Source organism: Streptomyces sp. NPDC059373 (genome assembly GCF_042751495.1).
GTDB lineage: Bacteria > Actinomycetota > Actinomycetes > Streptomycetales > Streptomycetaceae > Actinacidiphila.
On record NZ_JBHYXC010000051.1, the window covers coordinates 18,954 to 45,033 of the forward strand.

General features: G+C 71.2%; 19 protein-coding genes. 5 read left to right on the forward strand and 14 right to left on the reverse strand.

The window, feature by feature from the left end; all coding sequences use genetic code 11:
* Positions 1-68 precede the first annotated feature (68 nt).
* The gene (locus ACFXJ5_RS36760) at positions 69-1,175 is read left to right on the forward strand and encodes a LuxR C-terminal-related transcriptional regulator (RefSeq protein ID WP_384641352.1); all 1,107 of its coding nucleotides are present in this window, start codon (positions 69-71) and stop codon (positions 1,173-1,175) included.
* Positions 1,176-1,178: 3 nt separating this feature from the next.
* Here ACFXJ5_RS36760 and pruA read toward each other — a convergent pair whose 3' ends face one another.
* On the reverse strand, positions 1,179-2,810 hold the full coding sequence (pruA, locus tag ACFXJ5_RS36765; RefSeq protein ID WP_384641400.1) for an L-glutamate gamma-semialdehyde dehydrogenase: 1,632 nt from the start codon (positions 2,808-2,810) through the stop codon (positions 1,179-1,181).
* A 19-nt stretch (positions 2,811-2,829) separates the two neighbouring features.
* The gene (locus ACFXJ5_RS36770) at positions 2,830-3,759 is read right to left on the reverse strand and encodes a proline dehydrogenase family protein (protein WP_384641354.1); all 930 of its coding nucleotides are present in this window, start codon (positions 3,757-3,759) and stop codon (positions 2,830-2,832) included.
* Between the two features lie 137 nt (positions 3,760-3,896).
* On the opposite strand from ACFXJ5_RS36770, the gene ACFXJ5_RS36775 reads away from it, so the two are divergent.
* Positions 3,897-5,063 carry a PucR family transcriptional regulator gene (locus ACFXJ5_RS36775; RefSeq protein WP_384641357.1) on the forward strand — a complete coding sequence of 389 codons (1,167 nt, stop codon included), beginning with the start codon at positions 3,897-3,899 and terminating at the stop codon, positions 5,061-5,063.
* Here ACFXJ5_RS36775 and ACFXJ5_RS36780 read toward each other — a convergent pair.
* From ACFXJ5_RS36780 to ACFXJ5_RS36815, 8 genes are all read right to left on the reverse strand, one after another.
* Positions 5,044-5,526 (reverse strand): phosphate-starvation-inducible PsiE family protein, encoded by a 483-nt coding sequence (locus ACFXJ5_RS36780; protein ID WP_384641360.1) that lies wholly within the window; start codon positions 5,524-5,526, stop codon positions 5,044-5,046. The genes ACFXJ5_RS36775 and ACFXJ5_RS36780 overlap by 20 nt on opposite strands.
* A gap of 84 nt (positions 5,527-5,610) precedes the next feature.
* Positions 5,611-7,203 carry a DUF2079 domain-containing protein gene (locus ACFXJ5_RS36785; protein WP_384641364.1) on the reverse strand — a complete coding sequence of 531 codons (1,593 nt, stop codon included), beginning with the start codon at positions 7,201-7,203 and terminating at the stop codon, positions 5,611-5,613.
* A gap of 110 nt (positions 7,204-7,313) precedes the next feature.
* Positions 7,314-8,903 carry a phosphoglycerate dehydrogenase gene (serA, locus tag ACFXJ5_RS36790; RefSeq protein ID WP_384641367.1) on the reverse strand — a complete coding sequence of 530 codons (1,590 nt, stop codon included), beginning with the start codon at positions 8,901-8,903 and terminating at the stop codon, positions 7,314-7,316.
* A gap of 434 nt (positions 8,904-9,337) precedes the next feature.
* Positions 9,338-10,336, reverse strand: a complete 999-nt coding sequence (gene ilvC / locus ACFXJ5_RS36795) for a ketol-acid reductoisomerase (RefSeq protein WP_384641370.1) — start codon at positions 10,334-10,336, stop codon at positions 9,338-9,340.
* A 76-nt stretch (positions 10,337-10,412) separates the two neighbouring features.
* Complete coding sequence (gene ilvN, locus ACFXJ5_RS36800; protein ID WP_384641373.1) at positions 10,413-10,940, reverse strand: acetolactate synthase small subunit; 528 nt, start codon at positions 10,938-10,940, stop codon at positions 10,413-10,415.
* Positions 10,941-10,960: 20 nt separating this feature from the next.
* On the reverse strand, positions 10,961-12,841 hold the full coding sequence (locus tag ACFXJ5_RS36805; RefSeq protein ID WP_384641375.1) for an acetolactate synthase large subunit: 1,881 nt from the start codon (positions 12,839-12,841) through the stop codon (positions 10,961-10,963).
* Between the two features lie 204 nt (positions 12,842-13,045).
* The gene (locus ACFXJ5_RS36810) at positions 13,046-15,883 is read right to left on the reverse strand and encodes a putative bifunctional diguanylate cyclase/phosphodiesterase (protein WP_384641378.1); all 2,838 of its coding nucleotides are present in this window, start codon (positions 15,881-15,883) and stop codon (positions 13,046-13,048) included.
* A gap of 274 nt (positions 15,884-16,157) precedes the next feature.
* Positions 16,158-17,108: a 2-hydroxyacid dehydrogenase gene (locus ACFXJ5_RS36815; RefSeq protein ID WP_384641381.1), complete on the reverse strand. Its 951-nt coding sequence runs from the start codon at positions 17,106-17,108 to the stop codon at positions 16,158-16,160.
* 47 nt (positions 17,109-17,155) lie between these two features.
* Between ACFXJ5_RS36815 and ACFXJ5_RS36820 the strand changes: the two genes are divergently transcribed.
* The 3 genes from ACFXJ5_RS36820 (at position 17,156) to ACFXJ5_RS36830 (ending at position 19,659) form a co-directional block, all read left to right on the forward strand.
* A complete protein-coding gene (locus tag ACFXJ5_RS36820) occupies positions 17,156-18,148 on the forward strand; it encodes an aldo/keto reductase (protein ID WP_384641384.1) in 993 nt (330 codons plus the stop codon).
* A gap of 107 nt (positions 18,149-18,255) precedes the next feature.
* Complete coding sequence (locus ACFXJ5_RS36825; protein WP_384641387.1) at positions 18,256-19,422, forward strand: PQQ-dependent sugar dehydrogenase; 1,167 nt, start codon at positions 18,256-18,258, stop codon at positions 19,420-19,422.
* Between the two features lie 39 nt (positions 19,423-19,461).
* The gene (locus ACFXJ5_RS36830; RefSeq protein WP_384641389.1) at positions 19,462-19,659 is read left to right on the forward strand and encodes a DUF6191 domain-containing protein; all 198 of its coding nucleotides are present in this window, start codon (positions 19,462-19,464) and stop codon (positions 19,657-19,659) included.
* Here ACFXJ5_RS36830 and ACFXJ5_RS36835 read toward each other — a convergent pair.
* The 4 genes from ACFXJ5_RS36835 to ACFXJ5_RS36850 all read right to left on the reverse strand — a co-directional run bounded on the left by ACFXJ5_RS36835 (position 19,656) and on the right by ACFXJ5_RS36850 (position 25,908).
* The gene (locus ACFXJ5_RS36835; protein WP_384641403.1) at positions 19,656-22,700 is read right to left on the reverse strand and encodes an AAA family ATPase; all 3,045 of its coding nucleotides are present in this window, start codon (positions 22,698-22,700) and stop codon (positions 19,656-19,658) included. The two genes, ACFXJ5_RS36830 and ACFXJ5_RS36835, sit on opposite strands and share 4 nt — an antisense overlap.
* A gap of 50 nt (positions 22,701-22,750) precedes the next feature.
* On the reverse strand, positions 22,751-22,936 hold the full coding sequence (locus tag ACFXJ5_RS36840; protein ID WP_384641391.1) for a hypothetical protein: 186 nt from the start codon (positions 22,934-22,936) through the stop codon (positions 22,751-22,753).
* A gap of 130 nt (positions 22,937-23,066) precedes the next feature.
* The gene (locus ACFXJ5_RS36845; protein WP_384641394.1) at positions 23,067-23,690 is read right to left on the reverse strand and encodes a hypothetical protein; all 624 of its coding nucleotides are present in this window, start codon (positions 23,688-23,690) and stop codon (positions 23,067-23,069) included.
* Positions 23,668-25,908: an MMPL family transporter gene (locus ACFXJ5_RS36850; RefSeq protein WP_384641397.1), complete on the reverse strand. Its 2,241-nt coding sequence runs from the start codon at positions 25,906-25,908 to the stop codon at positions 23,668-23,670. Before ACFXJ5_RS36850 ends, ACFXJ5_RS36845 begins: the two co-directional genes overlap by 23 nt.
* Positions 25,909-26,080: the final 172 nt, after the last annotated feature.

Sequence of the window (26,080 nt, forward strand, 5' to 3'; positions counted from 1 at the left end):
GGTCGGCGCCTGGTGCGGTCCCACCAAGGGTGGTATTCACGTATGGCGGCAATACGAGAGGTGACAAGGTGGATGGATTGCGGGACATAGCCGGACATGTCCAGGGGGAGCAACCAGGCCAAGAAGCACTGGCGATCTATCGGTTCGCCGTCGGTCGGCCCGCCTTCGGGCCCGACGACCTGTCGGAGCTCCGACTGCCCCCGGGCACGGCGGAGAAGGCCCTCTGCGACCTCGTGGCCATGCGACTGCTCAGCCGGGTCGGCGAGGATCCGGAGGCGTACACGGCCATCGCGCCACGGATCGCCGCAGGCCGCATGCTCTCCCCGATGGAGCGTCAGATCCGGGAGAAGCAGGAGGAGATCGAGCGGCTGCGGCTGACCTTCGAGGCGCTGGTCCCGGCCTACGAGGCCCAGGCGCAGGCCCATGAGCGCAGCCGGGCGGTGGAGTTGATCACCGATCTGCCCACCGTGCTGGAGACCATCGAGGAGCTGGCGCACTCCTGCACGTCGGAGGCGCTCACCTCGCAACCGGGCGGCGCCCGGCGCCCGGAGGTGCTCCAGGAGGCGATCGAGCGGGACGAGCGGATGCTCGCGCGGGGCGTGCTGATGCGGACGATCTACCAGCACCCGGCCCGCTACAGCCAGCCCACCATCGCGTACGTCCAGCGGATGACCGAGCTGGGCGCCCAGGTGCGCACCCAGACCGACGGGCTGATCCGGATGCTGATCTTCGACCGCCGGATCGGGGTGATCAGCGTGAAGGACAACCCGCACGCGGCACTGCTGGTGCGGGAGCCGAACATCGTCGACTTCATGATCGCCTCCTTCAACCACGCCTGGCGGAACGCCGATCCCTTTCCGGTCGGCTTCGACCGGGGAGCGACCAAGCGGATCTCGGACGAGGTCAAGCAGTCGATCGTCGCCCTGCTCGCCGAGGGCCTGGAGGACAAGGCGATCGCGCGCCGGCTCGGTATGTCGGAGCGCAGCTGCCAGCGCCATGTCGCCCAGATCATGAACGCCATCGGGGCCCGCAGCCGCTTCCAGACCGGTTTTCTGCTCGGCCGCCAGCAGCCGGCGGGCGAAAGCGACGGCGAAGCCGACGGGAACGGCGAAGAGCCCGGCCCGTCCGTCACCGTGCTGGAGGCGGCGGAGGACCGGGCTCTGCCGGGGGCGTGAGGCTCAGCCCATGTGCGGGTAGCGGTAGTCGGTCGGCGGGACCAGGGTCTCCTTGATGGAGCGGGTGGAGGTCCAGCGGGCCAGGTTCGACGCGGCGCCCGCCTTGTCGTTGGTGCCGGAGGCGCGGCCGCCGCCGAAGGGCTGCTGGCCGACGACGGCGCCCGTCGACTTGTCGTTGATGTAGAAGTTGCCCGCGGCGTAGCGCAGCTTCTCCATCGCGTCGGCGGCGGCGGCACGGTCCTGGGCGATGATCGAGCCGGTCAGCGCGTACTTGGACACCGACTCCATCTGGGCCAGCATCTCCTCGTACCTCTCGTCCTCGTAGACGTACACGCCGAGGATCGGGCCGAAGTACTCCTCCCGGAAGATCTCGTTCTCCGGGTCACTGGAGACCAGCACGGTGGGGCGTACGAAGTAGCCCACGCTGTCGTCGTACGTGCCTCCGGCCACGACCTCGACGGTCGGGTCGGCCTGGGCGCGGTCGATGGCGGCCTTGTTCTTGGCGAAGGCGCGGTCGTCGATGACGGCGCCGATGAAGTTGGACAGGTCGGTGACATCGCCCATGGTGATGCCGTCGATCTCGGCCGCGAACTGCTCCTTGAAGCCGTTCTCCCAGATGGAGCGCGGGATGTAGGCGCGGGAGCTGGCCGAGCACTTCTGGCCCTGGTACTCGAAGGAGCCGCGGGTGAGGGCGGTCTTGAGGATCGCCGGGTCGGCGGAGGGGTGGGCGACGACGAAGTCCTTGCCGCCGGTCTCGCCGACGATCCGCGGGTAGTTGCGGTACTTCTCGATGTTGCTGCCGACGGTCTTCCACAGGTACTGGAAGGTCCTGGTCGAGCCGGTGAAGTGGATGCCGGCCAGCTCCGGGTGCTCCAGCGCGATCTCGGAGACGGCGATGCCGTCGCCGGTCACCAGGTTGATGACGCCCTTGGGCAGCCCGGCCTCCTCCAGCAGTTGCATGAGCAGCACCGCGGCGTGGGTCTGGGTCGGGGAGGGCTTCCAGACCACGACGTTGCCCATCAGGGCGGGCGCGGTCGGCAGGTTGCCGGCGATGGCGGTGAAGTTGAAGGGCGTGATCGCGTAGACGAAGCCCTCCAGCGGCCGGTGGTCGCTGCGGTTCCAGACGCCCTGGGAGTTGGCCGGGGGCTGCTCGGCGAGGATCTGGCGGGCGAAGTGCACGTTGAAGCGCCAGAAGTCGACGAGCTCGCAGGGGCTGTCGATCTCGGCCTGCTGGGCGGTCTTGGACTGGCCGAGCATCGTCGAGGCGGCGATGGTCTCGCGCCAGGGGCCGGCCAGCAGTTCGGCGGCGCGCAGGATGATCGCCGCGCGGTCGTCGAAGGACAGCGCGCGCCAGGCCGGGGCGGCGGCCAGGGCGGCGTCGATCGCGTCCTGGGCGTCGGCCTGGGTGGCGTTGGCGTAGGTGCCGAGGACGGCACCGCGGTTGTGCGGCTGTACAACGTCGAAGCGCTCGCCGCCGCCCATGCGCCGCTCGCCGCCGATGGTCATGGGCAGCTCGACCGGGTTGCCGGCCAGCTCCTTCAGCTTCGCCTCGAGGCGGGCCCGCTCCGGGCTCCCCGGGGCGTAGGAGTGGATCGGCTCGTTGACCGGGGCGGGGACCTGGGTCACAGCGTCCATGGGCATGGGATACAGCTCCTTATCGGGTGGGGAGGAAGGACCGCAGGAAGAAGGCGAGGTTGGCCGGACGCTCGGCGAGGCGGCGCATGAAGTACCCGTACCAGTCTGCGCCGTAGGGGACGTAGATGCGGACCCGCTCGCCCGCCTCCGCGAGCCGCCGCTGTTCGGCGGTGCGGATGCCGAAGAGCATCTGGAACTCGTACGAACCCTGCTTGCGGCCCTGGCGGCCGGCCAGCTCCTGGGTGATGGCGATCAGGCGCGGGTCGTGCGAGCCGATCATCGGGTAGCCGTCACCCGCCATGAGGATCTTCAGGCAGCGGACGTAGGCCCGGTCGACGTCCTTCTTGTTCTGGTGGGCGACGCTCGCGGGCTCCTTGTAGGCGCCCTTCACCAGACGGACCCGCGAGCCCTCGCAGGCGAGCCGGGCGGCGTCCTCCTCGGTGCGGAAGAGGTACGACTGGAGTACGGCGCCGGTGGCCGGGTGCCGCTCGCGCAGGTCGGCGAGGATCGCCAGGGTCGAGTCGACCGTGGTGTGGTCCTCCATGTCGAGGGTGACCGTGGTGCCGGTCTCGGTGGCCAGCTCGGCGACCTGGCGGACGTTCTCCAGGGCGATGTCGTGGCCGCCGTCGGGCAGCGCCTGGCCGAAGGCCGACAGCTTGACCGAGACCTCGGCGCGGGTGCCCAGGCCCTCGGTCTTCAGGGCTTCCAGGAGCCGCAGGTAGGCGTCCCGGGTGGCGGTCGCGGTCGCCTTGTCGGTGACGTCCTCACCGAGGTGGTCGAGGGTGACCTGCAGGCCCGAGGCGGTCAGTTCGCGGACGCTGTCCATCGCAGGGTGCAGCGCGTCGCCCGCGACGAAACGGTTCACCACCGGACGGGTGACGGGCGCGGCGGCGACGACGCGGCGCATACGGTCGCTGCGCGACGCGGCGAGCAACACGGGACCCAGCACGGGCTCCTCCTGGATGTGGCGGGATATAGGGGCTGCCCTGGCCGTGAATCTATGGTTCACCTACCCCGGGATCCATCGACAGCTGTCACGCATCCGGTACGTGTCCCTCATACAGATGTCTGAGGGACAATGGCCGGGTGCGTGCTGACTACCAGGAACTCGTCGACGAAGTCTCAGCCCTCCTCGGCGCGCCCGCGACCCTGGAGGACCGCGACTTCCGGCTCATCGCCTTCGGCGCCCACGACAGCGAGTCCGCCGTCAACGAGGCCTCCATGGACCCGGTCCGCACCCGGTCCATCCTCACCCGCCGCTCCACCGCCGAGGTCCGCGCCTGGTTCGAGCGCTTCGGCATCACCCGGGCCGCCGCCCCGGTACGCATCCCCGCCGCCCCGGACGCCGGGGTCGTCCGGCCCCGCCTGTGCCTGCCGGTACGCCACGGGGGCGTCGTCCACGGCTACGTATGGCTGCTGGACAGCGCCGAGCACACCGAGGCGCAGCTGGCCGCCGCCATGGACGTGGCCGCCAGGATCGGCGTCCGGCTGGCCGCCGAGGCCGGCGCCGCCACCGACCTGGGCCGCGAACTGCGCGCCGCACTGACCGGGCCGGCCGACGCGCTGCGCGCACTGCTGGGCGCCGACGCCGACGAATGGCACGCCCTGGTCTGCGTACTGCCCTGGACGGCGGAGGACGTTCCGGGGATCCGTACGGTGCCGGGGGCGGCGGCGCTGTGTGCGGTGCCCCAGGCGCAGGGCCCCCAGGCACAGGGGCCCCAGGGGGCGGCCCTGGCGGCGCTGGTCCGGCTGCGGTCTCCCGAGGTGGTCACCCCCGCGCACACCGCCGCCGCCCGGTTGCTGGAGGCCGGCCCGGGCGCGGGCGCCGGGGTGAGCGCGCCCCGCCGGGGCCTGGACGCGCTGCCCGAGGCCTGGGGCGAAGCGCTGGCCGCCGCCCGGGTGGCCCGGGCCCGGCCCCGGCTCGGACCGGTGGCCGACTGGTCCACCCTGGGCCCCTACCGCCTCCTGGCCGCCCTCACCACCACGCCCGACCCGGCCGTACGCCCCCTCCTGGAACCCCAGCACGCCGAACTCGCCCGCACCGCAGAGGTGTACCTCGACTGCGCCGGGCAGGCCGGACGCACCGCCGCCGAGCTGCGCATCCACCGCCAGACGCTCTACTACCGGCTCTCCCGGGTCGAGCAGCTCACCGGCCTCGACCTCGACAGCGGCGAGGACCGGCTACTGCTGCACATGGCGCTGAAGTCCGCCCGGCTCCAGGGCACGCGGCGGGTCAGTGACCCGGGACCCTGACAGGCGTGAAGTCCCGGGGTCGCGTCGCGCGCCGCCAGACCAGGATGGCCAGCGCCATGACGAAGATCAGCCCGACCAGGATGACGAGCTCGATTCCCTGCGGATTCCACCGGAACGACTGCTCGGCCTCGGCGGTGACGATGAGGACCTTGCGGACTCCCGCGATCAGCCCCACGACGAGGAAGGGTTCCGCGTCCAGTGCCCGGTTCCTGATGGTGAGGCGGACCGTGTGCAGAAGCTCGGCCACGATGAACAGCACAAGGCCGTTGTCCAGCGCGGAGAGCACGATCGTCGCCTCGTGATAGGGCCCTTTCAGGGCGTCCACGAGGTCGTTGACGACACCCACCAGAAGGATGCCCCCGAGAAGCAGCAGAAGCACCGCGACGACCAGATGGATGGTGTCCTCGGCGCCCTGCAGGAACTTCTGGATGCGGCCCTCGAGCCCGTCGGAAGGGTGTGGCACACACAGCAATCTACGACCGCCGGAGCCGTCCCGCCCGGGTTCGGCCGCCGCCCGGGCGGAGGAGCCGCAGGCGGGGGTGCCCGCTCACGAACCTGCGGACGGCGCGGGCGGCGGGACGTCCTTGACCGGCGTGCTGTTCTTGTCCGGGATGTGCATGCCGGGGATGGGCTCGTCCACGGTGCGGTACAGCAGGACCACACCGTCCTCCGACCACAGCTGCGCGTAGCCGTGGGCGAGGAGCAGCCGTACCCGGGCCTGCTCCTGGGCGGCGGAGGTGAAGGGGAAGGTCCGCTTCACCGTCTGGAGCAGGACGTAGTCGGCGCCGCGCGGCGTGTCGTCGGCGATGAGGGTGCGTGTACGGGCGGTCAGGTGCGGGGCGACATTGTTGTCGGCCTCGACCGTGACGCCGTCGGGGATGAACGAGGCCGCCTCGACCAGGGCCCGCTCAGGGGCGTTCGGCTCCCAGTGGGCGGGGTCGGCGAGCCGGGCGACGCCCAGCGCGAGGCCCAGGACCAGGCAGGCGGTCACCACCGCAGCCGCCCAGCGGCGGGTCCGGCCGGGGGCGCGCGCGTGCAGCCGGGCCAGGGTCTCGATCGCGGCGACCAGCAGCACCGGCCAGAGGAAGGCGTCGTAGTGGTGCGACATCGACCAGTGGCTGGGGTTGTCCGAGAAGAGCCGCTCGGCCAGCAGCGGCAGCGCGCACAGCACGGTGGCCGATCCGAGCGGCAGGAACAGCAGCGGGAGGAACAGCCAGAGCAGCAGGGAGACCTTCTCCCAGTTGTTGACGGCCAGTGAGAACGACGCCACCGGGTCGGTCAGCAGCCGTACGAGGACCGCGCCGACGTTGGGCCCGAGCTGGCCGTAGTTCCAGTAGTAGCCGGACACGCCGCCCATCGCCGGGATCAGCCAGCGGATCGCGGTGAAGCAGGCGACCGGCCCGGCCACGAGCAGGGCGAGCCCGGTCCGTACGCCGCGCCGCTCGCCGTCCAGGGCGCCGCTGCGCAGCGCGAGCACGGCACCGTACGTCGCCACCAGCAGCCCCATGTCCTCCTTGGTGCACAGCAGCAGGACCGCCGCGACGACCACCCCGCCGTAGCGGCGGGCCTGGCCGCGCTCCAGCATCAGCAGGGTGAGCGGCACCGCGAAGGCCACTTCGTGGAACCCCTCGCGGGAGGCCATGAAGAGCGGCCAGCCCAGCGCGTACACCAGCCCGGCGAGATCGGTGGCGGTGCGCGAGGTCTCGGGGGCGGCGTCGGCGAAGCAGCGCACGGTGATCCGCCGCACCAGGGGCACCCCGGCAGCGAAGAGCGCGGCCTGGGCGATCAGCAGGACGCGGGGGTCGTCCCAGATCCAGTAGAGCGGCGCGAGGAACGCCAGGACCGGGGAGAAGTGGTCGCCGAGCAGCGAGAAGGCGGGCGGGAAGTCATGGTGGAAGTTCTTGATCGGCGAGCGCGGCAGATGGAAGTGCGCGTAGGCGCGGATCGCCTGGTCGAAGATTCCGAGGTCGAAGCCGCCGAGCCGGACGTTCGACCACTGCTGCAGCCCGACACCCAGCATCACGCCGAAGCAGAGCACCGTCAGTGCGACGGTTCGTATTCGGTGACGGTCCGGTGCGAAGGTGAGCAGCGGGGCGAACGCCCTGGCGAGCTGCTGCTCCGTGGTCGGTACCGTCCCCATCCGTTCCGGTCCCCCCACGGTCCTCATCGACAACCGGTTAACCCTAACGGGCCCGATCATGCCGCACTGTGACCCACGCCACAGTGCGGCATGATCAACTGGGGTGGATCTCAGTCCTCGAGGTTGACCGCGCGGGCGGAGGTCGCCCCGATCTCCTCGGCGATCTCGATGAGCACCTGCGCCGGCACCGCGGAGTCGACGGTCAGCGCCACCAGCGCCTCACCGCCGGCCGTCGCCCGGGCCACCTGCATACCGGCGATGTTGATCCCGGCCTCGCCGAGGATCCGGCCGACCGTGCCGACCACGCCGGGGCGGTCCGTGTAACGGAGGAAGGCCATGTGGTCCGCCAGCACCAGGTCCACGTCGTCGTCGCCGACGGCCACGACCTTCTGAATGTGCTTCGGGCCGGCCAGCGTGCCGGAGACCGAGACCTCCTGGCCGTCGGCGAGGGTGCCGCGGACGGTGACCAGGTTGCGGTGGTCAGGGGACTCGCTGCTGGTGGTGAGGCGGACCTCGACGCCGCGCTCCTGCGCGAAGAGCGGAGCGTTGACGTACGACACCGTCTCGTCGACGACGTCCTCGAAGACGCCCTTGAGGGCGGACAGCTCCAGCACCTTCACATCGTGCTGGGTGATCTCGCCGCGCACCTCGACATCGAGGCGGGCCGCGACCTCGCCGGCCAGCGCGGTGAAGATCCGGCCGAGCTTCTCGGCGAGCGGCAGACCCGGCTTCACGTCCTGGGCGATGACCCCGCCCTGGACGTTGACCGCGTCCGGCACCAGCTCACCGGCGAGCGCGAGACGGACGGAGCGGGCGACGGAGATACCGGCCTTCTCCTGCGCCTCGTCGGTGGACGCGCCCAGGTGCGGGGTCGCCACGACGTTGTCGAACTGGAACAGCGGGGAGTCCGTGCAGGGCTCCTTCGTATACACGTCCAGACCGGCGCCCGCGACCCGGCCCTCCTTGAGCGCCGAGGCCAGCGCCTCCTCGTCCACGATCCCGCCACGCGCGGCGTTGACGATCCGGACCGACGGCTTGACCTTGTGCAGCGCGTCCTCGCCGATCAGACCCACCGTCTCGGGGGTCTTCGGCAGGTGCACGGTGATGAAGTCGGAAACCTCGAGCAGCTCGTCGAGGCTGACCACCTTCACGCCCATCTGCGCGGCCCGCGCGGGCTGGATGTAGGGGTCGTACGCGACGATCTTCATCCCGAACGCCGACATCCGCTGCGCCACCAGGGCGCCGATGCGGCCGAGGCCGACGACGCCGAGCGTCTTCTCGGCCAGCTCCACGCCCGTGTACTTGTTCCGCTTCCACTCGCCCTGCTTCAGCGCGGCGTTCGCCGGCGCGATGTTGCGGGCGACGGAGATCAGCAGGCCGCAGGCCAGCTCGGCGGCGGTCACGATGTTGGAGGTCGGGGCGTTCACGACCATCACGCCGGCCTTCGTGGCGGCGGACACGTCGACGTTGTCCAGGCCGACGCCCGCCCGGGCGACGACCCGCAGTTTCGGGGCGGCCGCGATGGCCTCGGCGTCGACCTTGGTGGCGCTCCGCACCAGGATGGCGTCGACATCGGTGATCGCCGAGAGCAGCTCGGCCCGGTCGGCGCCGTTGCAGTGCCGGATCTCGAAATCCGGCCCCAGCGCGTCGACAGTGGCGGGCGACAGCTCTTCAGCGATGAGTACGACGGGGTTGCTCACGTGAGTCCTCACTAGTCCCTGGCGAACGGCCGCGTCCCGACGGCCGAAGGCGGTGGAGAGGGATGGCATGTCGCGTGGAAGACGCACGACGCTGTGAGCCTGACGCGCTTGTTAATGGAGTGTATCGGCGCCGCGGACCGCGTCCTGCGCCGTTTGGTAAGGATCACCCGCACGTGGCTGTACGGGCTGGACAAACGGGGGTTGTCCGCCGTGACGGCGAGACGCGAAACGGCGCTGTCCGGCGGTGCCGAGCGGCCCTGGCCCGCGGAGACACGGGGGGCGGCCGGTTCGGCGCCGCCGGACAGCGCCGTCCGGCGTCCCGCCGTCGCGGCGGAAAAACATCCCAGACGGCCTGGAGTTCGCCCCGGACCCCGGGGACGCCTGTGGGGCTCCCCGGGGCCGAGCAGTGCGAGCCCGCCGTCAAGGATCGGAGGCTACGCCTCCTCGTCCACCCAGGACATGAGCTTGCGCAGCTTGCGGCCGGTGGTCTCCAGCAGGTGGTTCTCGTCGGCCTTCTTGTACTCGTTGTACTTCGGCAGGCCGGCGTTGTACTCGGCGATCCAGTTGTTGGCGAAGGTGCCGTCCTGGATCTCGGCGAGAACCTTCTTCATCTCGACCTTGGTCTGGTCCGTGATGATGCGGGGGCCCGTGACGTAGTCGCCCCACTCGGCGGTCTCGGAGATCGACCAGCGCATCTTCTCCAGGCCGCCCTCGTACATGAGGTCGACGATGAGCTTCAGCTCGTGGAGGCACTCGAAGTACGCGATCTCCGGCTGGTAGCCGGCCTCGACCAGGGTCTCGAAACCGGCCTTGACCAGCGCGGTGGTGCCGCCGCAGAGCACGACCTGCTCACCGAACAGGTCGGTCTCGGTCTCCTCGGTGAAGGTGGTCTTGATGACACCGGCCCGCGTGCCGCCGATGCCCTTGGCGTACGAGAGCGCGAGCGCGAAGGCATTGCCCGACGCGTCCTGCTCGACGCCGGCGATGCAGGGGACGCCACGGCCCTCTTCGTACTGGCGGCGCACGAGGTGGCCCGGGCCCTTGGGGGCGACGAGGGCGACGTCGACGCCGGCCGGGGGCTTGATGAAGCCGTAGCGGATGTTCAGGCCGTGGCCGAAGAACAGCGCGTCGCCGTCCTTGAGGTTGTCCTTGATGGACTCCTCGTAGACACGGGCCTGGATCGGGTCCGGGGTGAGGATCATGATGACGTCGGCCTCGGCCGCCGCCTCGGCGACCGACACGACACGCAGGCCCTGCTCCTCGGCCTTGGCCTTGGACTTGGAGCCCTCCTGCAGGCCGACTCGGACGTCGACGCCCGAGTCACGCAGGGACAGCGCGTGCGCGTGACCCTGGCTTCCGTAACCGATGACCGCGACCTTGCGGCCCTGGATGATCGAAAGATCGGCGTCGTCGTCGTAGAACAGCTCGGCCACTTTGGGGTCTCTCCTTGGATCTGGCGGGTTGCCCACACAGTACGTCCGGCGGGCGGATGAGGGTCTGGCGGTCTCGCTATGCGGATCGGTCGAGGGCGCGCAGCGAGCGGTCGGTGATGGAGCGGGCACCGCGTCCTATGGCGATGGTGCCGGACTGCACCAGCTCCTTGATGCCGAACGGCTCGAGCATCTTGAGCATGGCTTCGAGCTTGTCGGCGCTGCCGGTGGCCTCGACGGTGACGGCCTCCGGGGAGACGTCCACGGTCTTGGCGCGGAACAGCTGGACGATCTCGACGATCTGGGAGCGGGTCTCGTTGTCGGCCCGCACCTTCACCAGAACGAGTTCCCGCTGAACGGCCGAACCGGCTTCCAGCTCGACGATCTTCAGGACGTTGAGCAGCTTGTTGAGCTGCTTGGTGACCTGCTCGAGCGGGAGTTCCTCGACGACGGTCACCACGATCGTGATGCGCGAGATCTCGGGGTGCTCGGTGGTGCCGACGGCGAGGGAGTCGATGTTGAAGCCACGGCGGGAGAACAGGGCGGTGATCCGGGCGAGGACACCGGGCTTGTTCTCGACCAGGACGGAGAGTGTGTGCTTGGACATGGGGGCGTCTTACCTGTCTCTCAGTCGTCGGCCGCGTCGCCGAAGTCGGGACGCACGTCGCGGGCTGCCATGATCTCGTCGTTGGAGGTGCCGGCGGCGACCATCGGCCACACCATGGCGTCCTCGTGGACGATGAAGTCGACGACCACCGGGCGGTCGTTGATCGAGTTGGCCTTGGCGATGACCGCGTCCAGGTCGGCGGGGTCGTCGCAGCGCAGGCCCACGCAGCCCATGGCTTCGGACAGCTTGACGAAGTCCGGGATGCGGGTGCCGGCGCTCGGGCTCTTGCTGGCGCCGGTGTGGGAGCCCTGGCCGGCGTTGGTGTCGCCGGCGTGCAGGACGGTGTTGGAGTAGCGCTGGTTGTAGAAGAGCGACTGCCACTGGCGGACCATGCCCAGGGCGCCGTTGTTGATGATGGCGACCTTGATCGGGATGTTGTTCAGCGCGCAGGTGACCAGTTCCTGGTTGGTCATCTGGAAGCAGCCGTCGCCGTCGATCGCCCAGACGGTCGCGGAGGGCACACCGGCCTTGGCACCCATCGCGGCGGGGACGGCGTAGCCCATGGTCCCGGCGCCGCCGGAGTTGAACCAGGTGTTGGGCTTCTCGTACTTGATGTACTGGCTGGCCCACATCTGGTGCTGGCCGACACCGGCCGCGAACAGGGTGTGGTCGGGGGCCAGCTCGCCGATGCGCTGGATGACCTGCTGCGGGGACAGGCTGCCGTCCTCGGGGAGGTCGTAGCCCAGCGGGTAGGTGTCGCGCCAGCGGTTGAGCTGCTTCCACCAGTCGCTGTAGTCGCCCTTGTGGCCGGCCTCGTGCTCGGCCTGGACGGCGACGATCAGGTCGGCCAGCACCTCGCGGGCGTCGCCGACGATCGGCACGTCGGCGGTGCGGTTCTTGGAGATCTCGGCCGGGTCGATGTCGGCGTGGACGATCTTGGCGTGCGGTGCGAAGGTGTCGAGCCGGCCGGTGACACGGTCGTCGAAGCGGGCGCCGAGGGCGACGATCAGGTCGGCCTTCTGCAGCGCGGTGACGGCGGAGACGGCGCCGTGCATGCCGGGCATGCCGACGTGCTGCGGGTGGCTGTCGGGGAAGGACCCGAGCGCCATCAGCGTGGTGGTGACCGGGGCGCCGGTGAGCTCGGCGAGGATCCGCAGCTCGGTGGTGGCGCGGGCCTTCATGACGCCGCCGCCGACGTAGAGCACCGGGCGCTTGGCCTCGTTGATCAGCCGGGCGGCCTCGCGGATCTGCTTGGCGTGCGGCTTGGTCACCGGGCGGTAGCCGGGCAGGTCGGCCTGCGGGGGCCAGGAGAAGAGGGTCTGGTTCTGCAGGGCGTCCTTGGCGATGTCGACCAGGACCGGGCCGGGGCGTCCGGTGGAGGCGATGTGAAAAGCCTCGGCGATGGTCTTCGGGATGTCGTCCGCGTTGGTGACCAGGAAGTTGTGCTTGGTGATGGGCATCGTGATGCCACAGATGTCCGCCTCCTGGAAGGCGTCCGTGCCGATGGCCTTGGAGGCCACCTGGCCGGTGATCGCGACGAGCGGGACCGAGTCCATGTGGGCGTCTGCGATCGGGGTCACCAGGTTGGTGGCGCCGGGGCCGGAGGTCGCCATGCAGACACCGACCTTGCCGGTGGCCTGGGCGTAGCCGGTGGCGGCGTGACCTGCGCCCTGCTCGTGGCGGACCAGGATGTGGCGCACCTTGGTGGAGTCCATCAGCGGGTCGTACGCGGGAAGGATCGCACCGCCCGGGATGCCGAACACGGTGTCGGCGCCGACCGCCTCGAGAGAACGGATGAGGGACTGGGCGCCCGTGACGCGCTCGGCGGGGTGGGCGGAGTGCGGCGCGGCGCCGCGGGCCCGCGGCTGCGGGTGGTGGGCCCCGGTGGCCTGCTCGGTCATCTGCGATCTCTTCTCTCGGAAGATTGAGGGTGGTTTGTCTAAGTCCCGGGCAACAAAAAACCCCTCGTGCCGGTAGGCAAGCGAGGGGAGCGCGTCGGTGCGTTCCACGAGGCGGTGAAGGGCCTCGGGTCAGCCGACGCGCTTTCCAAGTACGAGAATTCGGGTGCGCATGGCACTGACCTTCCTCCTGGCCTGGGCGGAGTGTCAAGCGGGCGGGACGGCAGTCTCACTATTTGAGCGCAGCTCGTCCGCTGTACGACTGCTGCGCACGGTCAGCTGACCGCCGGAAACGGCCATCACCTCCCTCGGTACCGGATAGCTGCCCCGGGTCAGCGAGGAGCGCAGCCGGTGCTCGTCGAGCGGCCCGGAGAAGGCCATGCCCTGGCCGTGCGTACACCCCATCGAGCGTAGCGCGACGACCTGTTCCGGGCGGTCCACCCCGTCGGCCACCGTACGAATGCCGAGCTCCCCGGCGATCCGGATCAGGCCGCCGGTGATTTTGTGCAACCTCGGCGATTCCACCACACCGTCGGTGAAGGAACGGTCGAGTTTCACCACATCGACGGGGAGCCTGCGCAGCGCCGTCAGCGCCGCGAATCCGGCGCCGAAGCCGCCGAGGGCGATCCGCACGCCGATCCGGCGCAGGGTGCTCAGCCGGCGCTCCAGGTCGGTGAGTGAGATCCGGGGGTCCTGCTCGGTGAGTTCCAGCACCAGGCCGCCGGGCGGCAGTTCGTGGCGGGCCAGCAGGGACTCGAGGTCCCGGGCCGGTGACTCGCGGTCCATCAGGCGGTGCGTGGAGATCCGTACGGCCACCGGGACCGGGTGCCCCGATCCGTAGCGCAGTGCGGCCTGCTCGACGGCCTCGGCGAGCAGCCAGCGGCTCAGCTCGGAGGTGCGGTCGGTGTCCTCCGCGACCCGCAGGAACTCGGCGGGGGTGAACAGGATGCCCTGGGCGGAGCGCCAGCGGGCCTGCGCCTCGACGGCGGTGATCCGGCCGCCCTCCAGGTCCACGACCGGCTGGTGCAGCAGGGTGAACTCGCCGTCGTGCAGTGCGGCGCGCAGCCGGCCCGCCAGCTCGGTCCTGCGCACGACGTCGGCCTGCATCTGCGGCGCGTACAGCTCGACGCGGCCCTTGCCGGCCTGCTTGGCCCGGTACATCGCCAGGTCCGCGTTGCGCAGCAGCTCGCCCGGGGTGACGCCGGGCTCGGCGAAGGCGATGCCGATGCTGGCGGCGACCCGCAGTTCGGTGCCGCCGAAGCGGTACGGCTCGGAGAGGCGGGCGCGCAGCCGGTCGGCGATCTCGTGCACCTGGTACTCGCGCTTGTGCCGGTCGGTGCTGGTGCCGCAGATGAGGGCGGCGAACTCGTCGCCGCCCAGGCGTGCCGCGGTGTCGCCGGCCCGCACCGACTCCTGGAGCCGCCGGGCCGCCTGGACGAGCAGCTCGTCCCCGGCCTGGTGGCCGACCGTGTCGTTGACCGCCTTGAAGCCGTCGAGGTCGATGAAGAGCACCGCGACGCCGCCCGCCTCGCCGTCGCCGGCCCGGCGGCCGCTCAGCGCCTGGCGGGTCCGCTCGGTGAACAGCGCCCGGTTGGGCAGGTCGGTGAGCGCGTCGTGCGAGGCGCTGTGCTGCAGCTGGGCCTGGAGGCGTACGCGCTCGGTGACATCGCGGCTGTTGAAGATCAGGCCGCCCTGGTAGCGGTTGACCGTGGACTCGACATGCAGCCAGCCGCCCCGCCCGGAGCGGATCCGGCACTCGATACGGGTCGCGGGCTCCTCGGTGGGATGGGCGGCCAGAAACCGGCGCACCTCGTGCAACACACGGCCCAGGTCCTCGGGGTGGATGTGCGAGGCCAGCTCGGTGCCGACCATGTCCTCGGCGTCCCGCCCGTACACGCCCTGGGCGGCCGGGCTGACGTACCGCAGGATGCCGGTCGGGGCGGCGATCATGATGACGTCGCTGGAGCCCTGGACCAGGGAGCGGAAGTGGTTCTCCTTCTGGGCCAGCTCCTGGGTGAGGGAGATGTTGTCCAGCAGCATGATGCCCTGGCGTACGACGAGGGCGAGCACCACGCAGCAGCCCGTGAGCAGCACCACCCGGTCGGTCTTGTGGCCGCCGATGACGTTGTAGAGGATGCCGAGCACGCAGACCGCCGCCGCGAGGTATGGCGTGAGTGCGGCGAGCGATCCGGTGACCTTGCGGCCCGAGGCCAGGGCGGCCGGCGCGGCCGGGCGGGGGAAGTCCGGCCCGCGCCGGGCCACCCAGGGGGCGTACGCGAGGAGCATGCTGCCCGCGAACCAGCCCGCGTCGAGGATCTGGCCGGACCTGTAGTGCTCGCGCAGCAGCGGTGAGGTGAACAGCGCGTCGCACAGCACGGTCAGGGCGAGCGCGGCGATCGCGGTGTTCACCGCCGCCCGGTTGGCCGACGTACGCCGGAAGTGCAGCGCCAGCACCATGCTGACCAGCATGATGTCCAGCAGCGGATACGCGAGCGAGAGCGCGACGCGGAAGGTGCTGCGGCCCTCCCACTGCGCGGCGTGGGCCAGCGCGAGGCTCCAGGACAGGGTGAGCAGCGAGCCGCCGATCAGCCAGGCGTCCAGCGCCAGGCAGACCCAGCCGGCCCGGGTGACCGGACGCTTGGCGAGCAGCAGCAGGCCGATGATGGCGGGCGGGGCGAAGAGCAGAAAGCAGAAGTCGGCGAGGGAGGTACGCGGCACGGGCTCGCGCAGCACCACCTCGTACCAGCCCCACACGCCGTTGCCGAGCGCGACCATGGAGGAGGAGACCGCGAACAGCGCCCAGGCGGGCCGGTGCCGCCACCCCGAGCCGTTGACCGCGTACACCAGGCAGGAGGCGGCGGCGGTGAGTGCGGCGGCCGAGAGCCCGAAGTCGCCCATGACGAGGCCCACCTCGGCCGAGCCCCAGCCGAAGGCGGCACCGGTCGCGTATCCCCCGCAGAGCACCGCGACGAGCAGCTGGGGCAGCAGCCCCGCCCTCCCGCTCTGCAGCGGCGGTCCGGCGAGCACCGCCCCGGTCGCACTCACCGTGCGGTCCGGCGTTGCCGTGGCGGGCCGGTGAGGTCCCGCGTCGGGTTCTTTCTCCATTGGCAGTGCACGCCCGTCGCCCCCCATCAAGTCCTGTGTCTTCCTGCGCGCGTTCGTGGCCTTCTGTGGCCCCGCGAGGCGCACACCCCCATCGGGACGATACACCAGTTCCGTCACTCAGGGACATAGTTCCTCTACACAGCGTGACCACAGGAAAGAGGGGCGGTCACCGGGCGCGGTCACGCGGTGACGCAAGGGAGTTCGGGTGACGGGCTCAGGTCGTCGCCACCACGTTCTCGAGCGGCTCACCGGCCACGAAGCGCCGTACCTGGTCGCGCAGCAGCCGCTTGGCGCGCGGCAGGAACGCGGAAGTGGATCCTCCCACGTGGGGGCTGATGAGGACGCCCGGGGCGTGCCAGAGCGGGTGACCGGCGGGCAGCGGCTCCGGGTCGGTGACGTCGAGTGCCGCCAGGATCCGGCCGGATTCCAGCTCGGCCAGCAGCGCCTTGGTGTCGACGACGGGTCCCCGCGCCACGTTCACCAGCAGCGCGCCGTCCTTGAGGCGGGCCAGGAAGTCCGCCCCGGCCAGGCCTTTCGTCGCCTCGGTGAGCGGGGTGGAGAGGATCACCACGTCGGCGGCGGGCAGGAGTTCCGGCAGCTCGGACAGGGCGTGGATCGGGCCGCGCGGGGTGTCGCGGGCGGTGCGGGCGACGCGTACGACCCGCTCGCACTCGAAGGGCGCGAGCCGGTCCTCGATGGCGGCGCCGATCGATCCGTAGCCGATGATCATCACTGTCCGGTCGGCGAGCGCCGGATAGAAGCCCGCGTGCCACTCCTCGGCGTCCTGTCCGTGTACGAAGCGCGGGATGCCGCGCAGCGAGGCCAGGATCAGGGCGAGGGTGAGCTCGGCAGTGCTCGCCTCGTGCACGCCGCGGGCGTTGCACAGGCGCACGCCGGGCGGGAGTTGCGACAGATAGGGCGTGACGTGGTCGACTCCCGCGCTGAGGGTCTGCACGACCCGCAGCCCGGTCATCTCCGGCAGCGGGCGGGCGGTGACCTCGGGCGGTTTCATGTACGGCACGGCGTAGAAGGCGGCGGAGGCCGGGTCGGCGGGGAAGTCCGCCGCGCCGTCCCAGAAGACGTACTCCGGTCCTTCCGGTAGTCCGCTGATCTCGGCGGGCGGAATCGGCAGCCAGACGGTGGGGGCGGATGCGTGGTCGGTCATGGTCAGCACGCTATGGCACAGTTGGCGGCCGAGGGAGGTCACCCAAGGTGGAGCGCAGGACAATCGGCGCGGCAGCTCTGGAAGTGGGCGCCGTGGGGCTGGGATGCATGCCGATGAGCTGGGCGTACAGCGCTTCGCGACAGGACGGCGAGACCTCCCTGCGGGCGGTGCACGCCGCGCTGGACCTCGGCACGTCGCTGCTGGACACGGCTGACATGTACGGCCCCTTCACCAACGAGTTGCTGGTGGGGCGGGTGCTCAAGGAGCGGCGCGGGGATGTTTTCGTGTCCACCAAGGTCGGTCTGCTCGTCGGCGAGCAGCACCTCGTCGCCAACGGTCGGCCGGGGTATGTGAAGCGGGCCTGCGACGCGTCGCTGCGGCGGCTCCAGACCGATGTCATCGACCTGTACCAGCTGCACCGCGCCGATCCCGAGATACCGGTCGAGGAGACCTGGGGTGCGATGGCGGAGCTGGTCACGGCCGGCAAGGTGCGGGCGCTGGGACTGTGCGCGGTGGGCGCCCGGGCGGGGCGCCGGGCCGGGGCGCGGATGCACGACGAAACGCTTCGCCAGCTGCGGTCCGTCCAGCAGGTCTTCCCGGTGAGCTGCGTCCAGGCCGAGCTGTCGGTGTGGTCCCCCGAGGCGCTGGACGCCCTGCTGCCGTGGTGCGCCGCGCGCGGCGTCGGTTTCCAGGCCGCCATGCCGCTGGGCAACGGCTTCCTCACCGGCACCCTGAAGCCGGGGCAGGGCTTCGAGCCCGATGACGTACGGGCCCGGCATCCGCGCTTCACCGCCGACATGATGGCCGCGAACCAGCCCATCGTCGCCGGCCTCCGCCGGGTCGCCGAGCGGCACTCCGCGACCCCCGCGCAGGTGGCCCTCGCCTGGGTGCTGGCCCAGGGCCCGCACGTCGTCCCCGTCCCCGGCGCCAAGCGCGGCCGCTGGACCGCCGAGAACTCCGCCGCGGCCTCGCTCCGCCTCACGCCGGAGGACTTCACGGAGATCGCCTCGCTCCCCGCGGCCCAGGGGTCCTGGGACTGAGCCCGTCCGCTCCTTGCGGCCCGCCAGGAGGAACCTGGAAGCGCGGGGCGCCGGGGTAACGGATGTGGTGTGCTTGATCCGTGCCGATCTGCCGGGGAGGGTCCGCTGTGCGAGGTCGTACCGGGATCGTGGCGACCGCGGTGGTGGCCGCCGCCGCCCTGCTGGCGGCGGGCTGTTCGTCGTCGGGCGGGGTGCCGCCGTTCGCGACGTCGTCGCCGCCCGCCTCGTCGGCGACCACGACGGGCTCGAGTCCACAGGTCTCCGAGTCGGCCGCCCCGGCCAAGGGCACGGCGAAGGTGACGGGCACGGTGGCGACGGGGCTGAACACGCCGTGGGGCGTGGCCGTCCTCCCGGAAGGGGATCTTCTGGTCGCCTCCCGGGACAGCGGGAAGATCACACGGGTCGCCGCGAAGAACGGCGCGAAGACCACGGTCGGCAGCGTCCCCGGCGTCTCGTCGGGCGGCGAGGGAGGCCTGCTGGGGCTGACGCTGTCGCCTGGCTTCGCCACCGATCACCTGGTGTACGCGTACTTCACCACCGAGTCCGACAATCGCATCGCCCGCCTGCTGTACGACGCCTCCAAGCCCGCCGGGGAGCAACTCGGCGCCCCTGACACGATCCTGCGCGGCATCCCGCACGGGGCGATCCACAACGGCGGCCGGATCGCCTTCGGCCCGGACGGGATGCTGTACGCCGGCACCGGTGAGAGCGGCGACCGGGGCCTCGCGCAGGACCTGAAGTCGCTCGGCGGCAAGATCCTCCGGATGACCGCCGACGGCGAACCGGCGCCGGGCAATCCATACGCCGGCTCGGTCGTCTACTCGTACGGCCACCGCAATGTGCAGGGCCTGGCCTGGGACGCCCAGGGACGCCTGTGGGCGTCGGAGTTCGGCCAGGACACCTGGGACGAGCTCAACCTGATCCGCCCCGGCAAGGACTACGGCTGGCCGGTCGTCGAGGGCATCGGCCACCAGCCCGGCTACGTCGACCCCGTCGCCGTATGGCGCACCGACGACGCGTCGCCCAGCGGCATCGCGTACGCCAAGGGCTCCATCTGGATGGCCTCCCTCAAGGGCGCCCGCCTGTGGCGGATCCCGCTCAAGGGCACGAAGGCGGCGGCCGCCCCGCAGGCCTTCCTCGTCGACCGTTACGGGCGGCTGCGTACGGTCGTCGCCGACGAGGACGGCAGCCTGCTGCTCACCACCAGCAACACCGACGGCCGCGGCAACCCCCGAAGCGGCGACGACCGCATCCTCCGGCTGTCGGCGGGCTGACGTACGCTGGCCGCACGACATGCTGCTGGGGGGTACGCGATGTTCGACCTCTTCGACGAGCTGTTCGCGCCGGGCCGTAAGCACACCGACGACGAACGAAATCGCCTTGAGCTCTTCCGCGAAGAGGAGGGCGACGGCGACCCCGGCCGCGGTCCGATAGACCTCGACTCCGGCACGGTCGTGATACGCCCCCAGGCCCCGCCCCCGAGCGAAGAGACCGCCTCCTCTGACACCTAGGACCCCACGGCGTCCGCGAACAGCCGGAGTCGGTGGGCCAGCGCGGCGGCCTCGCCCCGGCTGGAGACGCTGAGCTTGGCGAGGATGTTGGAGACGTGGACGCTCGCGGTCTTGGGTGAGATGAAGAGTTCCTCCGCTATGCGGCGGTTGGTGTGGCCCGCGGCGACGTGGCGCAGCACCTCCCGCTCGCGCGTGGTGAGGCCGAAGGGCTCGACGAGGTCGGCCGGCGCGGCCGGGCTGTCGTCCGGGAGGACCGGGACCCCGTGGCCGCCCAGCGGGATGCGGGCGCGCTCGGCGAGGAGAGCGGCCTCGTCCCGGACGGGGACGGCACCGAGCCGGTCGGCGGTGGCGTGGGCGGCGGTGAGCAGGGCGGTGGCGGCTTTGCGGTCGCCGTGGGCGAGGTGGGCCTCGGCGAGCCGGAGGCGGATCCGGGCCAGCTGGTAGGGCCGGTCGAGGGCGGCGAAGGCGGCTTCGGCGGCGCACCAGGGGGCGGGGGCGGAGTGGCCCTCGGCGCGGGTGAGTTCGGCCTCGACCAGGAGGGCGTACGCGGCCCAGACGGGGGCGAGCGTCGGCAGCTTGGTGGCGGCCTTGCGGAGGCGGACGAGCATGTCGGCGCGGCCGGGTTCGGCGGCGGGGAGGCCGATCGCGTCGCTCTCGACGGCAGCGGCGGCGTACAGCAGGGGCCAGGCGTGGCGGTGCATGCCGGGGGCGAAGCCCGCGTCGAGGGCGGCCTGTGCCTCGGCGCGGGCCTGGACGAAGCGGCCGTGGCCCGCCTCGATGGCCACGGCGAGGGCGTGGAACGGGATGGCGTGCTGCGGAGGTCCGGCCTGGCTGCTGCCGAGCGTGGCCCGGGCTGCCGCCGCGGACTCGGCGGCGGCGGTGAAGTGGCCGCGCAGGGCGTCGAGGTGAGCGGTCATCAGCAGCACCCAGCCGCGCGTGATGGCCGAAGTGGCCGCCTCGGCGGCTTCCTTGACGGCGTCCGCCGCCTCGCTCCAGCGGCCCATGGCCAGCAGGGACGAGGCCCGGTTGCTCAGGGCGAAGGCCCGCTGGTCGCGGAGCCCGAAGCGGGCGGCGGCCTCCGCGCCCGCGCCGGCCGCCTCGGCGGCTTCCGCGGAGCGGCCGACCGCTTCCAGGGCGGCCGCGAGGTTGATGCCCGCCCGGCAGATGGCGCCGGCGGCCTCCAGCTCGACGGCCCGGTCCCGGACGGCGGCCAGCTCCGTCAGGCCCTCGTCGATGGAGCCGGCATCGACCATGATGATGCCCAGTGTCGTGCGGGCGTCCAGCTCGGTGTCCTGGGCGCCGACCAGCCGGGCCAGCTCGACCGCGCGCTGGGCGGTGGCCAGGGCGTCCGGGCCCGGCGCGTGGATCATGCCCCAGGAGGCGGCGGCGCCCAGCACCTCGGCGTGCACCGGGGACGGCGGCAGGCCCCGCACCAGCTCCTGGGCCTTGCCGATCTCGTCCCAGCCGTCGCCTCGGGCCAGGTCCTCGGTGAGGCGTGAGCACTGCACCCAGAACCACGCCGAGCTGAGCGGATCGTCGGCGTCCTCCAGCGTGCGCAGGGCGCGCCGGGCCACCGCGAGGGCCCGTTCGCGCTCACCGCTGCGGCGGGCGGCGACGGTGATCTCGGACATCAGGTCGAGTGGCCGCAGCCGGGTCGCACCCGGGTCGCAGCCGCACCACAGCGGGTAGATCTCCCCGTAGTCGGCCAGGATCAGCCCCTCGCGGACCTCGTCCGGGACGCTGTCCCACAGCTCCAACGCCCGTTCCAGCATGTGCCGTTGCTCGGCGTACGCATGCCGGCGCCGGGCCTCGACGGAGGCCCGCAGGACGGCGGGCAGGGCTTTGGCGGCGTCATGGGCGTGGTACCAGTAGCTGGCCAGCCTGGCGGGGCGTTCGTCGCTGCGTATGAGCGAGGGATCGGCCTCCAGCGCCTCGGCGTAGCGGCGGCTGATGCGGCCGCGCTCGCCGGGCAGCAGATCGTCGCCGACCGCCTCGCGGACCAGGGAGTGGCGGAAGCGGTAGCCGTCCCCGTCGTCGGTGGGGAGGAGGATGTTGGCGCCGACGGCGGCCCGCAGTGCCTCGATGAGATCGTCCTCGGCGAGTCCGGCGACCGCCGCGAGCAGCGCGTACTCGACGGTGGAGCCGCCCTCGGCGACCACCCTGGCCACCCGCTGGGCACCGTCGGGCAGAGTCTCGACGCGTACGAGCAGCAGGTCGCGGAGGCTGTCGCTCAGGCCGGTGCGGCAGCCCTGCGTGATGCTGCAGGCCAGCTCCTCGACGAAGAACGGGTTCCCGTCGGACCGCTTGAAGACGGTGTCCACGAAGGCCTGTACCGGCTCGGCGGCGAGGATCCCGGCGACCTGCTCGCGCACCTCGGCCCGGTTGAAGCGGGCCAGCTCGATCCGCTCGATCGTACGCATCCGGTCCAGCTCGGCGAGGAAGGGCCGCAGGGGGTGGCGGCGGTGGATGTCGTCGGAGCGGTACGTCGCGACGACGATCAGGCGGCCGCGGTGGAGGGAGCGGAAGAGATAGGCGAGCAACTCGCGGGTCGACTTGTCGGCCCAGTGGAGGTCTTCCAGGGCGATGACGAGGGTGCGGCCGTCCGCCAGCCGCTCCAGGAGCCGCGCGGTGAGCTCGAAGAGCCGCGCCCGGCCGTGCTCGTCGTGGGACTCCCGGTCGGTCTCGCCCAGCTCGGGCAGCAGCAGGGCCAGTTCGCCCTCCTGCCCGGCGGCCGCTGCCTCCAGCTCGTCCCCGAGCTGACGGTGCAGTACGCGCAGCACCGTCGACACCGGGGCGAAGGGCAGACCGTCCGCGCCGATCTCCACACAGCCGCCGACCGCGGTGACGGCCCCGGACGCGGCGGCCGCGCCCAGGAACTCCTCCAGGAGGCGGCTCTTGCCGACCCCGGCCTCACCGCCGACCAGCAACGCCTGCGGCTCGCCCGCGCAAGCGCGGGCGAGCGCGGAGGTGAGGCGGGTCAGCTCACGGCTGCGGCCGACGAACACCGGGCTGACGGACTGGGTCTGCACGCTCCCGAGCATCGCACGCGGGTACGACAGCCGGGTACCGGATTCGGCTTCCGCCGCCGTGGTCATGCGGCGTTGTGCTGGCGTACGGCCCGCAGCGCGTGCCGTACACCGCCCTTCCGCTCGACCACCCGCCCCTCGGTGCTCTTCTCGGACCTGCCGGCCTTGGCCGCCTCGTGCGCGAGGCGCCAAGCGGCCGCCTGGCCGCGGAGTTCGGCGGACCTGAGCTTCGACATCTCGTACTCGTACATGGCTTGCTCCCTTGGGGACTTGTCTCGTTCCGTTGAGACAAGACTCGTCTCCAAGGGGGGTACGCCACATCGGGCAACTGCCCGAACTACGCGCCTCAGAAGACTTAGCCGGCGGCTGGGACGCCTTAGGTCAGCCGGTGGTGGACGTGGTGGCGGTCGCGGGGACGGCCGGAAGGTCGGTGAAGACGTCGAACCACATCACACCGGCGATGAGCAGACCGAGGACACCGAGGGCGAGGCCGCCCCAGGCGACGGCGCGGGTCCAGGGGGCGGCACTCTTCGCGGTGAGGAGCACGGCGCCGGCGACGAGGATCGCGACGAGGCCGAAGAGGCCGTTGAAGAGGGCGACGGTGTGCCAGGGGGATCCGTAGATCTGGGCGATCTGGGTGGCGGTGGCGGCGGAGGAGGAGTTGATCTGGCCGATCAGCTGCTGACGGTCGGACATCAGCGTGCCGAGCCAGGTGCCGGTCAGCGAGGACAGGCCCAGTCCGGCGCCGATCACGGCCCCCGCACCGGCCAGGACGCCGCTGGAGGCAGCCTTGGGCTCCGACCCGTCGTCGTACGACGCGATGAAGTCCGCGTCGTCGTCCGCGTCTGTCTCGTCGTCGGTGTCTATCTCGTTGCCGGTCTCGGTGCCTGTCTCGGTCTCGTCCTCGACGAGAAGGTTGTTGTCCGGTTCGACCTCGGCCGCCTTGGCGTCGATTTCGGTCTCGGTGGCGCTTTCGGCCGCCTCAGCGGTCTTCGTGGTCTCCATGGGCGCTCACCGTAGGTGCGGATTCTGAGAGTTCTCTGAGCGTTTCCGAAGAATCCCCGGCCGTCGCTGCAGCATCGGCCGTTCCCTCGATGCTCAGACGTGGCAGGCGGCGCTCCAGCCACTCCGGAAGCCACCAGTTCCAGCTGCCCATCATGTGCATCAGGGCCGGGACGAGAAGCGTACGGAGGACGAAGGCGTCCAGCGCGGCAGCCGCCGCCAGGCCGATGCCGAACATGGCGATCGTACGGTCGCCGCTCAGGACGAAGGCGAGGAAGACGGAGATCATGATGACCGCCGCCGAGTTGATCACGCGGCTGGTCTCGGCGAGGCCGACCCGGACCGCGCGGCGGTTGTCATGGGTCTCCTGCCATTCCTCGTACATGCGGCTGACCAGAAAGACCTGGTAGTCCATGGAGAGGCCGAAGAGTACGGAGACCATGATCACCGGCAGGAAGGGCTCGATCGGCCCGGCGCTGCCGAGCCCGAGGAGCTCACTCCCCCAGCCCCACTGGAAGATCGCGACGACGATGCCGAAGGACGAGGCGACGGCGGCGATGTTCATGACGGCGGCCTTGAGCGGGATGCCGATGCTGCGGAAGGCCACGAGCAGCAGCAGAAAGCCCACCGCCACCACCGACCCGATGAAGAGCGGCAGCTTGCCGACGAGCACCGAGGCGAAGTCGCCGTAGCTGGCCGTCACCCCGCCGACGTACACCTGCAGCGAGGTGCCCTCCGCGGCTTCCGGGATGACCTCGTCGCGCAGGTGGCTGACCAGGTGGTCGGTGGCCTGCGACTGCGGGGAGGTGGTCGGGACGACCGTGACCACCTCGACGTCGCTGCCGTGCTCGGCGGACTGGACGCCGACCTCGGCGATGCCCGCGGTGTGCTTGAGGGTGTCGGTGAGCTGCTCCAGGGCGACCGTGTCGGCGGCGTTGCTGGTCTGGGCGACGAGCTGCAGCGGGCCGTTGAAGCCGGGCCCGAAGCCGTGGGACAGCAGGTCGTACGCCTTGCGGGTGGTGGTGGTCGCCGCGTTGTTGCCCTGGTCCGACGAGCCGAGGTGCAGGGACAGCGTGGGCAGCGCCAGCACCAGCATCACAGAGGCCGCCAGCGTGCCGAGCAGCCGTGGGTGCCGCTCGACGAAGGCCGACCAGCGGGCGGCGAGCCCGGTGGGCAGGGTGGGCTGCGGGCCGTGCTCGGTGAGCCGGTGGCGTTCGCGCCGGCTGAGGGCCTTCATGCCGATCATGCCCAGCAGTGCGGGCAGCAGGGTCACGGAGGCGGCCACCGTCAGCAGCACGGTCAGCGACGCGGCGATCGCGACGCCGTTGAGGAAGCTCAGCCGCAGGATCAGCATCCCGAGCAGCGCCACGCACACCGTGCCGCCCGCGAAGACCACCGCCCTGCCGGTCGTGCTCACCGCCTTCTCGGCGGCCTGGCGCACCGACAGGCCCTGTTTGAGGCCTCTGCGGTGCCGGGTGACGATGAAGAGCGCGTAGTCGATGCCGACGCCCAGGCCGATGAGCATGCCGAGCATCGGTGCGAAGTCGGCGACCGTCATGAGGTGGCCGAGCAGCTCGATGCCCATGTACGCGGTGCCGACGCTGACCAGCGCGGTGATGATCGGCAGGAACATCGCGAAGAGCGAGCCGAAGGCGAGCAGCAGCACGACGGCGGCCACGGCCACCCCGACCAGCTCACTGATGTGCGTCGTGGTGCCCTCGGTGAGGGCGATGGCGCTGCCGCCCAGCTCGACGTCGACGTTGGCGCTGGTGGCCTTCTGGGCGGTGTCGACGACGGCCTGCGCCTGGCTCGGGCTGATGTTCTGCGACCCGGCGGAGAAGGTCACCGTCGCGTAGGCGGTGTGGCCGTCCTGGCTGATCTGCCCGCTGCTGTCGGCCTCGTACGGGCTGGTGACGGAGGCCACTCCGGGGAGCTTGGCGACCTTGTCCAGGGCCGTGGTGAGGCTGCTCTTGACGTCGGCGGCGCGGACGGTGCCCTGGCCGGTGTGCCAGACGATGGTGTCGCTGTCGCCGGACTGGCCGGGGAACGCCTGCTGGAGGAGGGCGGTGGCCTTGCTCGACTCGGTGCCCGATATCTCGTAGTTGTTCGAGTAGGCGGAGCCGGTGAGGGCGGCCGCGGCGCTCAGGCCGACCAGGGCGGCAAGCCACAGAGCGAGAACGACGAGACGGCGGTTCAGACACCAACGTGCGAGTGCGGCCATTCCCTGCCCTTCCCTGAGAAACATGGATCTTTCAGGGAAATGGCCCTCAAAGAACACATCACGAACGCCAGCCACTCTTTCAGGCCGAAAAGATCCTTTGGGGCGTACGTGGGGATGGTCACAGCTCGCTAACGGAATTCTCAGGCGGGATTAAATGGGCGAGGGGCGGTTC